The following is an 11233-nucleotide window of genomic DNA, read 5'->3' as shown; positions in this document are numbered from 1 at the left end:
GAAAGTTGCAAAGTAGAAGGTTTATTCTTGAACAAGACACCCGAATCCCGTTTTGTGTCAATATTGAATTCGAGGATTTGCTATGAAACTGATCGCCAACATCTCTATGATGTTCACCGAACTGCCCTTGGTCGAGCGGCTGGCCGCTGCTGGTCAGGCCGGGTTTGAAGGGGTGGAAATCCAGTTTCCAGCGCCTGAAGAAACAGCCGAAATCGCCGCCGCCAGTGCTGCAAGCGGGATGCCGGTGACGCTGATCAACGTGCCACGCGGACCGGGGGATGCGGTGGGGCTGGCCTGTTTGCCGGATCAGCAAATCGCCTACCGCGCGGCGGTGCAAAGCTGCGCGAAGCAGGCAGAGACGTTGCAGGTGCGTAAAGTTAACGTACTGGCTGGACGGCCGCCGGAAGGGGCTTCACGGGCAGAATGTCTTACGGTTTTGAGAGACAATCTTATCTACACCGCGGATGTCATGGCAGAAATCGGCGTCAAGGTAATGATAGAACCGGTTAATCGTAACGATGTTCCGGGGTTCTTTCTAACCGGACTCTCCGAACCGCTTGCGCTGTTAGAGGACCTGTCCCATCCCAATCTTGCGCTGCAATTTGATTTCTACCACATGGCGATCACTGAACCGGACCTGCCCGAAGCGATCACGCGGGCCGGTGCGCGGATCGGGCATGTGCAATTCGCCGATACGCCAGGCCGTAATGAACCAGGCACCGGCACCGTCGATTTTGCAGCGGCGCTGCAAGCCTTGCGCGAAACCGGTTATAACGGCGAGGTCTCGGCAGAGTATAACCCGAAGCACAAGACGACAGAGGGGCTGGACTGGATGCCCGAATTCAAAAGGATGCTGACATGACACTAAGCGAAAAAGTCGCTGAGAATATTCTGAAGGACGTGCAATCCGGCGCACCGTTCAAGCCCTATAGCGAGACTCCGCCCCGTTCGGTGGAGTCCGCCTATGAGATTCAGGACATTTTGACGGGTCATCTTCAGGCCCCTGACGTCCGTGGTCCCGTTGCCGGTTGGAAGATTGCTGCAAATTCCGCAGTGCTGATGGAGCGTTTCAAGCTGAAAGAACCGGCCACAGGGCGGGTGTTCAGCAAGCAACGACAGGAAACGGGGGTGGAGTTGAAGGCGGCTGATTACGCCCAGTTCGCCTTTGAGCCGGAAATTGTCGCGGTGATGAAAGACACGCTCGTGCCCGGTGATACGCCTTTCACCGCAGCGCAGGTTGCTGCAGCAATTGACCGGTTTGTGCCGGGGCTGGAACTGCTTGATATGCGGCAAACGGATATGCCGAACGCCCATATTCCCGACGCTATCGCGCAGAATATATCGAACGTCGGCGCTGTCACGGGCGGGCCGGGTGTTCCGCCCGAAGCACTGGACACGGATGCGATCCGCACCGTTTTGCGCATAAACGGAGAGGTGCAGCACGATGTGACCGGTGCAGCGCCCCAAGATCCGCTGACAGCTGTGACTTGGCTTGCCAATCATCTGGCCTCGCGGGGCTTTGCGCTGGAAGCGGGACAGATTGTGATGTGTGGAACCCACAGCCCGATCTGGCACCACGAGGGCACCGGAGAGATCGAGGTTTCCATGTCGGGCTTGGGCAGTGTGAAAGCAACGCTCGCCTGAAAAAAACCAGCGAACGGGCGAACCTTAGGGGATCGCCTGTTCGCTCTCCCCGTCGCGCAGTTGTCCTGTCGCCAGCCAGCTGAGAACCAGCATCAGCGCGGCTGTGGCCAGACACATCGCTATGCCGCCAAGCTGGTAAGTGATCCCTGACAACAGCGTTCCCACCAGACGCCCCGCCGCATTGGCCATATAATAGAACCCCACATCCATCGTCACCCGCTGCGTATTGGTAAAGCCAAGGATCAGGAACGAATGCAGTGCGGAGTTCACGGCAAAGATCGCGCCAAAGACCAGCAGGCCGAGCACGACAATTACTGTGAGAGTTGGCGCAGGTTCCTTCGCCAGCCAAATCAACAACGCAAGTATTGCGGGAACGACACACAACATTCCGACCCATTTTTGCGCCAGCGCCAGCAGCTCTGATCTGTTACGGGCCGAGGCGTTCAGGATGCGCGGGGCGCTGCCCTGTACGACACCATAAAGAATGGTCCAGATTGCCATGAAACTGCCGATGGTGAAAAAGGCGGCGCGGTTGCTTGCCTCGGTGCCGTCGGACAGGACTGCGTAGAAATAGATCGGGATGCCGACCACGAACCAGACATCTCTGGCGCCAAACAGGCACAGGCGCGCGGCACTCAGCCAGTTGATGTTGCGGTTCTTGGAAAAGACCTCGACGAATTTTGCGTCGCGCCGCCCTGCGGGCAGGCCCTTTGGCATGGCGACCAGTGTGGCGATCAGGATGACGAACAGGATCAGAGCCATTGCCAGCACCGAAACCGTAAACCCGGCCAACCCCAACAGGGCCGCCCCAAGCAGAAAACCCGCGCCCTTTATCGCGTTTTTGGAACCGGTCAGCACCGCCACCCAGCGAAACAGGTTGCTGTCCCCCGCCGGTGCCAACACTTTGACAGCGCTCTTCGCGCTCATCTTTGACAGGTCCTTGGCCACACCTGAAAGCCCCTGCACAAGCATCACAAAAACAACCGAGGCCGTGATCGACCAACCGGGCGACAGTTGGGTCAGCGCGAGCAAGGCGACCACCTGCAAAGCCAGCCCTGCATATAGCGTGGAGGTCAGCCCGAAACGGGCCGCAATCCAGCCCGCCGACAGATTGGTGACAACGCCTGCGATTTCGTAAAGGACGAACAAGTAAGCCAACTGCACCGGCGAAAACCCGAGCGTGTGAAAGTGCAAAAGCACCAGCATCCGCAGTGCACCGTCTGTCAGCATAAACGCCCAATAGGCCGCCGTGACCGTTATATAGGCGGAAAATCCGGCCGCCCGTGTCACAGTCCAACACCCACCATCAGCGCCACATCCACCAGACGATGCGCATAGCCGTATTCATTGTCATACCACGCATAAATTTTGACCTGCGTGCCGTTCACCACCATCGTGGACGGTGCATCAATAATCGTGCTGCGGGTGTCGTTTGTATAGTCACAAGACACCAAAGGCCGCGTTTCATATCCAAGGATTCCTTTCAGCGGGCCGTCAGCGGCGGCTTGGAACAGGGCGTTCACCTCCTGCGCTGTGGTTTCACGCTCCAGTTCAAAAACGCAGTCGGTCAGAGACGCATTCAGCAGCGGCACCCTGACAGCGTGGCCGTTCAGCTTCCCTTTCAGTTCGGGGTAGATCAGCGTGATCGCCGTGGCGGATCCGGTGGTCGTCGGGATCAGATTGGTCAGGGCAGAACGCGCCCGCCGCAGGTCTTTGGCGGGGCGATCGACGATTGTTTGTGTGTTGGTCACATCGTGGATCGTGGTGATGGAACCATGCTTGATTCCGATCCCTTCCAGAAGAACCTTTACCACAGGCGCAATACAGTTAGTCGTGCAACTCGCCGCTGTGACGATGCTGTGGGTCGCTGGATCGTAGGTATCGTTGTTCACGCCATAGACAATGTTGGCGGTCTGTCCGTCCTTTACAGGCGCCGAGACAACAACTTTTTTCACGCCAGCGTTAAAATAGGGGGACAGTTTTGCCTCGGTCTTGAAGGCGCCCGTGCAGTCGATCACCACATCGACACCGTGCAGTGGCAAGTCTTCGAGCTTGCGGGTCTTGGTGACGGGGATTCGCGTTCCGTCAATGGTTATTGAAGTGTCATCCGCAGAAATCTCGGCGTTCCAGCGGCCATGAACGGAGTCAAATTCCAGCAGATGGGCGTGCATGGCGGGATCGCCCTCTGCATCATTCACAAACGCGATTTCCGCCCCTTGTTCCAGCAGCGGGCGCAGCGCCAGTTTCCCCATCCGGCCCAAGCCGTTAATTGCATAGGTTGTCATTGTTTCAATCCATTCCTGATCCGCCATCCGCCTGCGCGGAGTTTATCGCATGGATATGTAAAACTATTGTGACAAACAAGGTGGTTTGAAGGACCGGCAATCCAACATCGCCGGTCCGAGCTTGGTTAGTCTACGGCATAGACCTGTGGGGCGCCGCCGTCCTTCATACTGTAGACGGTGAAGGGTTCCTGTTTGGTGCCCCCCATCCCCGGAGACCCTTGCGGCATGCCGGGCAGGGAAATCGCAGAGATGTCCGGTTTTTCTGCCAGCATTTGTTCGATCACACTGACAGGGACGTGGCCGCTTACTGCGTAATCTCCGATAATGGCCGTGTGGCAACCCTGCAAACCTTCAGCGACACCGGCCTTGCGGTTGATCTCGCTCAGGTCATGGGTTGGGATGATCTCTACCTCAAAACCATGTTCGCGCAGGTACTCTCCGTGGACTTCGCAGCAGCCACAGGACGGGTCTTTATAAAGTTTAACCTCCTGCGCTGCGACCGGAGAGGAACCGCTTCCGATTGCAACAAAGGTGTAGACTGCGAGGGACGCCGCCGCTGTTCCCATTAAGGATAGGCCGCGCTTTTTGGTGATTTCGAATTTCATCTTCAGTTTCCTTATCTGTCGCCGGTGGTGTCCGGCGGAATTCATGTTGGATTGGTCGGGATCTAGGCTTCGGCACCGACACGGATTACGCCCATCATACCGGCGGCCTGATGTTCCAGAATATGACAGTGGAACATCCAGTCGCCTGGATTGTCCGCCACAAAGGCGATATCTACCTTTTCTTTGGGGGCCATCATGACAGTGTCCTGCCATTCCTTAAAACGCGTGGGCTGGTCGTTGCGGGCAATCACCCGAAAGCTGTGACCGTGGAAGTGGATCGGATGGGGCCACGCGGTACGGTTTTCCATGCTGAGGATATGGGACGTCCCCTGTGCGAGCTTCAAAAACGGTTCCTTCACCGGACCCTTGGCTGCGACGCCGTTAATGAACCACATGTTGCCTTGCCGCATCTGGTTCATCATGGACATCATACCGCCCCCCATCATGCCTTGACCCATCATGCCGCCGTTAAAAATCACTTCGTGCCGCGTGGCAGTGGCGAGATCCGGTTCGGACAGCGGGTTAGGTGCAAGCTCTATCGACCAATCCGGCACAGTGCTGCGCAGCAGCGTGGCATCATGGACGAAATCCAGCAGTTTGTATTCCATCCGGTTGTAAAACACATCCTGCACGGGCAGCGCTTCACCGGGTTTGCCGGACATATCCAAAACCAGATCAACGCGCATCGCAGGTCCGATAACAACCACGCCACTCTCTGGTGCATGGGGGCTCACCGGCTGCCCGTCGATTGCAATGACAATTGGCGATAACGCGCCAAAGTCCAACCCGAATATCCGTGCGTTGGCGGCATTGATCAACCGCAGCCGGATACGCTCTCCGGTTTTCACCGCGAGGCGGTCGGGCATTTTGCCGTTGATCGTGACCGTGTTGCCCATCCGCCCGCCATGGCCGGCGTCGTGCATGGAACCAAACCCGCCTGCGATCTCGCCGCCTTCTGTCAGACGCCAGTCGTCCAGCATCCATGTCAGGTCTCGGTCTACTTTTATCGGGTCGTGTTCTTCCACAATCAAAGGTCCGTATAGCCCGTGACCAACCTGCTTTGAACTGTTGTGGTGCGGGTGATACCAGAATGTTCCTGCGTCCTGCACGTCAAATTCGTAAAGGAATTTTCCACCTGCCGGAATCGCGGCCTGTGTCAGGTCCGGCACGCCATCCATTGCATTCGGGGTGCGGATGCCGTGCCAATGGATCGTGGTGTCTTCGGGCAAATCGTTCTGCGCTTCGATGCGCAGTCGCTCGCCTTGGCGCACGCGAATTGCTGCACCCGGAACTGCGCCGTTGTAATGCCAAACCGGCGTCAAACCGAAAGGGGCAGGGCGCAGGGCAGCTTGGCCAGTTGCAGCGCGTAGCGTGATGGGATTTCCCGTCGATGTGGCCGTTGCACCAGCGGCTATTTTTGTGGAGGCGGCAAAGGCCGCGCCGGAGGCGAGAAACTGTCGCCTGTTTAGAAATGGGGTCGTCAACATGTGGTCGTCCTTGAACTGTCATAGATGCGCGCGTTCAGCATTGAAGCCGCGCGATTGATTGCTACCCAAAGGGGCGGCGGTGTCAGGTTCAAAGAGAGGCTTTTGGCGGAAACGGTTCTGGCGGGGCGGCCATCCCAGAAAGTTTAGGCCCTTCACCTGCCTGTATTTGCGTGTCTGGCGCGGCGGTGGGAAACGACAGACCCTCGCCGAGCGTGCAAGCGCCGGTGCCCCCTGCCATGCAGTTCGTCGCACAGCCATCGTTGCAATTTGCAATCTGATCTGCTTGCGTGGGATCGCATCCAATACACTCTGCACTGGTTTTGGCGGCATCAACGTGATCCATTTGCGCCATCTCAACGGCGGGCGCAGATGCGCGCACCTCCGAAGGGGCGACTAGGGCCGTGAGTGCCAGCACAAGGCTGAGTATGAGGCAGATTACTGGTTTCATTGCCCCCATATGGGGGCTTCCAGTGGGGGAGGGTCAAGCTGGACAACTGATTTTCAGGCAAAAAACTGCGGAAAATTTGTCGCAGTCCGGTGTTGGTTGCCTGTCAGGGCTAAATCTTCGTAGGCGGATAAGGGGCACCAAGGGTTGACAGTGAGATGCCGATTAATTAACAACGCAATCATTAACGCATTAAGGACTATCATGCCCCATTTTCATATCGAATACTCCGGCAATCTCGAAGACGTCGTGGATATGGGCGCCCTGTGCGAAACGATCCGCGCCACGGCTTCTGCGATTGATACCTTCCCTACGGCAGGTATTCGTGTGCGTGCGATCCGTGTGGATCACTACGCAATTGCGGACGGCGATCCAAAACACGGATTTGTTGATCTGTCTGTGCGCCTGCGCGAAGGCCGCGCGGCTGACGTTAAACAAGACGCCATCGCACGCATTTTCTCTGCCGCGAAAGACTTCCTCGCCCCTGTTATGGCGACCCGTTCCATCGCGCTCTCTGCTGAAATGCGCGACATAGATGGGGCACTCTCCCCCAAATGCGGCACCATCCGCGATCACATGCCCGCTGCCAACTGAAGGACACATCATGACTGCACGCGACGATAACATCCATAAGCTTGAAAGCTATCTGCAGCGGTTCCGCGACACGGGGATCAAGAACCGGATTGGTGGCGCAGACACGGACGGAAGTGCCGGTGTGTTTCAGTCCACCTCCCCCGTTGATAAAAGCGTGATATGTGATGTTGCCGAAGGAAATGCGGCTGACATCGACAAGGCAGCGAACGCGGCCCATGATGCGTTTGCGGATTGGCGTGATCTGCCTGCGCTGGAGCGTAAGAAAATCCTGATCCGCATTGCCGAAGGCATCGAAGCGCGGGCCGAGGAAATCGCCTTGTGCGAATGCTGGGATACCGGACAGGCCTACAAATTCATGTCCAAAGCCGCCCTGCGCGGGGCTGAAAACTTCCGCTACTTTGCCGATCAGGTGGTGCAAGCGCGGGACGGGCAGCACCTGCAATCCCCGACCCTGATGAATATCACCACCCGCGTGCCGATCGGTCCCGTAGGCGTTATTACGCCGTGGAACACGCCGTTTATGCTGTCCACTTGGAAGATCGCTCCGGCACTGGCGGCAGGCTGCACTGTGGTGCACAAACCCGCCGAAGCCTCGCCTTTAACGGCCCGCCTGCTGGTGGAAATCGCAGAGGAAGCCGGACTTCCGCCGGGTGTTCTGAACACGGTGAACGGCTTTGGCGAAGAGGCAGGCAAGGCGCTGTGCGAGCATCCCAAGATCAAGGCGATTGCCTTTGTGGGGGAAAGCCGCACCGGTAGTCTGATCACCAAACAAGGTGCGGACACTTTGAAGCGCAACCATCTGGAGCTGGGCGGTAAGAACCCTGTTATCGTGTTTGACGACGCCGATCTGGACCGTGCGCTTGATGCTGCGATTTTCATGATCTATTCGATCAACGGCGAGCGCTGCACGTCCTCCTCCCGCCTGCTGATCCAAGACACCATCCGTGAAGAGTTTGAGGCAAAGCTGATCGAACGGGTGAACCGGATCAAAGTGGGCCATCCGCTCGACCCTGCAACAGAAATCGGGCCTCTGGTGACAGAGGTACATTTCAACAAGGTCACCAGCTATTTTGACATCGCCAAACAAGACGGCGCGACAGTCGCCGCTGGCGGCGAGGTTGTCGGCGAAGAGGGCTATTTCGTGCGCCCGACGCTGTTCACACAGGCCACAAACCAGATGCGGATCGCACAAGAGGAAATCTTTGGTCCGGTCCTGACCTCTATTCCTTTCAGCACCGAAGAAGAAGCGTTGCAGATTGCCAATGACATTCCCTACGGACTGACCGGCTATGTCTGGACCAACGATCTGACCCGTGCCCTGCGCTTTACCAACAAGCTGGAGGCGGGCATGATCTGGGTAAACTCGGAAAACGTGCGCCACCTGCCAACCCCGTTCGGCGGCGTCAAAGCCAGCGGCATCGGGCGTGATGGCGGCGACTGGTCGTTTGAATTCTACATGGAACAAAAACACATCGGTTTCGCCACCGGACAGCATAAAATCACCAAACTGGGAGCAAACTGATGCCTGTACCTGCACCAAACCTTTACCCCGACTTTAATACGATCCGCCTGTCCCATGCGTGCCTGAACGTCAAGGATCTAGCGGCCTCCAAGACGTTTTACACTGAAATCCTCGGGCTTCAGGTAACGGACGAGAGCGATACGCACGTCTATCTGCGCGCGATGGAGGAGCGGGGCCATCACTGCATTATCCTGCAAAAATCCGACCAGCCCGGCACGGTTGAGGTGATGGGCTTTAAGACTTTTGACGAAGAAGATCTGAATAAGGCTGAAACCTATTTCAAGGCCAAAGGTCGCCCGACTGAATGGGTGGAACGTCCCTATCAAGGCCGCACATTGCTGACATCTGACAACATCGGCATTCCGCTGGAGTTCTATCACAAGATGGACCGTTTGGAGCCTATCCACCAGAAATACGCGCTCTATCGCGGGGTGAAACCTTTGCGGATTGACCACTTTAACTGTTTCTCACCGGATGTGGATGCCTCGGTTGCGTTCTACAATGATTTCGGTTTCCGCGTGACGGAATACACCGAGGACGACGAGAGCAAGAAACTTTGGGCAGCATGGATGCACCGCAAGGGCGGCGTGCATGATATGGCCTTTACCAACGGCACCGGACCGCGGATGCACCATGTTGCGTTCTGGGTGCCGACACCGCTGAACATCATCGACCTGCTGGATCTGATGGCGACCACGGGTTATGTGGACAACATCGAGCGGGGGCCGGGGCGGCACGGAATTTCCAATGCCTTCTTCCTGTATATTCTGGACCCGGACGGGCACCGGATCGAAATCTACTGTTCGGATTACCAGACGGTCGATCCCGATATGGAGCCGATCAAATGGGATTTGAAAGACCCGCAACGCCAGACCCTTTGGGGTGCGGCTGCACCGCGCAGCTGGTTTGAACATGGCACCAATTTTGTCGGCGCCGAGACACGCGACTCTGACATTCAAGCCAGCCCCATCATCGCACCATGAGGACCCCAGACATGCGTTTTGCAACCTATACTGCCGAGGGTGGAACATTTTACGGCGCAGTGACAGACGCCGGAATGATCCCTTTGAACGACACCTTCCCGGAGTGGCCGACACTGCTGGACGCGATCAAAGCTGGCGGACTGGGCGAACTGGCCGAGGATGCGCAGGGACGCACGCCGAGCCATACCGATTATCAGTTCGAAATGGTTCTGCCCAATGCGCCGCGTATCCTGTGCGTCGGGGTGAACTTTCCCGACCGGAACGCGGAATATAAAGACGGGTCCGAACAGCCAAAATATATGTCGCTGTTTCCCCGTTTCGCCAGCGGTTTCACAGGCCATGACCGCCCGTTGATCCGTCCGCCAGAAAGTCCGCAGCTCGATTATGAAGGGGAAGTTGCGATTGTGATCGGCAAGGGCGGCCGCAGGATTTCGCAGGCGGATGCGTACGACCATATTGCAGCGCTGACGATCTGTAATGAAGGCACCATCCGCGACTGGGTGCGCCACGCGAAGTTCAATGTAACCCAAGGCAAGAACTGGGACAATTCCGGAGCAATCGGGCCGTGGCTGGTGCCCTTCACGGACGCAGCCCAACTGGATGACGCCCGCATCATCACTCGCGTTAACGGAGAGGTGCGTCAGGACGATGTGCTGTCCCGCATGATGCACCCGATCCGGCGCGAGATCGAATACATCTCTACGTTTATGACCCTGCAGCCCGGCGATGTTATCGTCACCGGCACGCCAACAGGCTCGGGCGCACGGCTCGACCCGCCGCAGTTCCTGAAACCCGGTGACGTGGTAGAGGTAGAGGTGAACACCATTGGCACCCTGCGCAATTTGATCGAGGATGAAGCGCAATGACCCCTGAAGACCACGCAAGGGCGGCGGCTGATTTGTTGCAGGCCGAGGCCTCCGGCACGCAGATCGGTCTGCTGACTAAACAGTTTCCCGAAATGGGTATGGATGACGCCTATGCGATCCAGAACGCGATTTATCGTGCGAAACTGGAACAGGGGCGCTCGGTTGTCGGCTGGAAAATTGGTCTGACCTCTAAGGCGATGCAATCAGCGCTGAACATTGATATTCCCGACAGTGGCATTCTGTTTGACGATATGGTTTTTGCGGATGGTGCAGTCGTGCCAAAGGGCCGCTTTATTCAGCCGCGCATCGAAACAGAAATCGCGTTTGTGCTGAAATCCGCAATCGGTGGCGCGGATGTGTCCCGCGATGATGTGCTGGCAGCAACGGATTACGTGGCTCCAGCGTTGGAAATCCTAGACACCCGCATATTGCGCGCCGATCCGGAAACGGGGCAGACCCGCAAGGTGTTTGATACCATTAGCGACAATGCCGCCAACGCCGGAGTTGTTCTTGGGGCGCAGCGCCACAAGGTGGATGCCTTCGATCTGCGCTGGGTCGGGGCGATCACTTCGCGCAACGATGAGGTTGAGGAAACCGGACTCGGAGCAGGGGTTCTGAACGATCCGGTAGAAAGCGTTGTCTGGCTCGCCCGTCGCATGGCGCAATACGGTCAAAGCCTCGCACCGGGGCAGATCATCCTGTCCGGCAGCTTTATCCGGCCCGTTGAATGTCCATCTGGGTCAAGAATTACAGCGGATTTTGCCGATTTCGGCTCTGTCAGCGTTTCATTTGAATAGGAATT

The 11233-nt window shown here is 57.2% G+C and carries 12 protein-coding genes; 7 read left to right on the top strand and 5 right to left on the bottom strand.

The window, feature by feature from the left end:
• Positions 1-82 precede the first annotated feature (82 nt).
• Together IEX10_RS14450 and IEX10_RS14445 are read left to right on the top strand one after the other, a co-directional pair.
• Entirely contained in the window at positions 83-862 is a 780-nt protein-coding gene (locus IEX10_RS14450) for a hydroxypyruvate isomerase family protein (protein WP_188676760.1), read from the top strand.
• Positions 859-1644, top strand: coding sequence for a 2-keto-4-pentenoate hydratase (locus IEX10_RS14445; protein ID WP_188676757.1), 786 nt, complete (start codon positions 859-861; stop codon positions 1642-1644). The genes IEX10_RS14450 and IEX10_RS14445 overlap by 4 nt, the downstream gene beginning before the upstream one ends.
• A 24-nt stretch (positions 1645-1668) precedes the next feature.
• On the opposite strand, the gene arsJ is transcribed toward IEX10_RS14445, so the two are convergent.
• The 5 genes from arsJ to IEX10_RS14420 form a co-directional block, all read right to left on the bottom strand.
• Positions 1669-2934, bottom strand: coding sequence for an organoarsenical effux MFS transporter ArsJ (gene arsJ, locus IEX10_RS14440; protein WP_188676754.1), 1266 nt, complete (start codon positions 2932-2934; stop codon positions 1669-1671).
• Positions 2931-3929, bottom strand: coding sequence for an ArsJ-associated glyceraldehyde-3-phosphate dehydrogenase (locus tag IEX10_RS14435; protein WP_188676750.1), 999 nt, complete (start codon positions 3927-3929; stop codon positions 2931-2933). Before IEX10_RS14435 ends, arsJ begins: the two co-directional genes overlap by 4 nt.
• Before the next feature lie 125 nt (positions 3930-4054).
• Positions 4055-4534 (bottom strand): DUF411 domain-containing protein, encoded by a 480-nt coding sequence (locus tag IEX10_RS14430; RefSeq protein WP_229678568.1) that lies wholly within the window; start codon positions 4532-4534, stop codon positions 4055-4057.
• Positions 4535-4596: 62 nt separating this feature from the next.
• Positions 4597-6021, bottom strand: a complete 1425-nt coding sequence (locus IEX10_RS14425) for a multicopper oxidase family protein (RefSeq protein ID WP_188676747.1) — start codon at positions 6019-6021, stop codon at positions 4597-4599.
• Between the two features lie 88 nt (positions 6022-6109).
• Positions 6110-6469 (bottom strand): hypothetical protein, encoded by a 360-nt coding sequence (locus IEX10_RS14420; RefSeq protein WP_188676744.1) that lies wholly within the window; start codon positions 6467-6469, stop codon positions 6110-6112.
• 201 nt (positions 6470-6670) lie between these two features.
• Between IEX10_RS14420 and IEX10_RS14415 the strand changes: the two genes are divergently transcribed.
• The 5 genes from IEX10_RS14415 to hpaH are packed head-to-tail and all read left to right on the top strand — an operon-like array spanning position 6671 to position 11228.
• Complete coding sequence (locus IEX10_RS14415) at positions 6671-7060, top strand: 5-carboxymethyl-2-hydroxymuconate Delta-isomerase (RefSeq protein ID WP_188676742.1); 390 nt, start codon at positions 6671-6673, stop codon at positions 7058-7060.
• 10 nt (positions 7061-7070) lie between these two features.
• On the top strand, positions 7071-8582 hold the full coding sequence (gene hpaE / locus IEX10_RS14410) for a 5-carboxymethyl-2-hydroxymuconate semialdehyde dehydrogenase (RefSeq protein ID WP_188676739.1): 1512 nt from the start codon (positions 7071-7073) through the stop codon (positions 8580-8582).
• Positions 8582-9565 (top strand): 3,4-dihydroxyphenylacetate 2,3-dioxygenase, encoded by a 984-nt coding sequence (gene hpaD / locus IEX10_RS14405; RefSeq protein ID WP_188676736.1) that lies wholly within the window; start codon positions 8582-8584, stop codon positions 9563-9565. The genes hpaE and hpaD overlap by 1 nt, the downstream gene beginning before the upstream one ends.
• Positions 9566-9576: 11 nt before the next feature.
• On the top strand, positions 9577-10431 hold the full coding sequence (locus IEX10_RS14400; protein WP_188676733.1) for a fumarylacetoacetate hydrolase family protein: 855 nt from the start codon (positions 9577-9579) through the stop codon (positions 10429-10431).
• Positions 10428-11228, top strand: coding sequence for a 2-oxo-hept-4-ene-1,7-dioate hydratase (gene hpaH, locus IEX10_RS14395; RefSeq protein ID WP_188676729.1), 801 nt, complete (start codon positions 10428-10430; stop codon positions 11226-11228). Before IEX10_RS14400 ends, hpaH begins: the two co-directional genes overlap by 4 nt.
• Positions 11229-11233 lie beyond the last annotated feature (5 nt).

This window comes from Neptunicoccus cionae (assembly GCF_014643735.1).
GTDB lineage: Bacteria > Pseudomonadota > Alphaproteobacteria > Rhodobacterales > Rhodobacteraceae > Amylibacter > Amylibacter cionae.
Note: the sequence above shows the minus strand (reverse complement) of the source record. Positions and strands in the feature narration are given on the sequence as shown.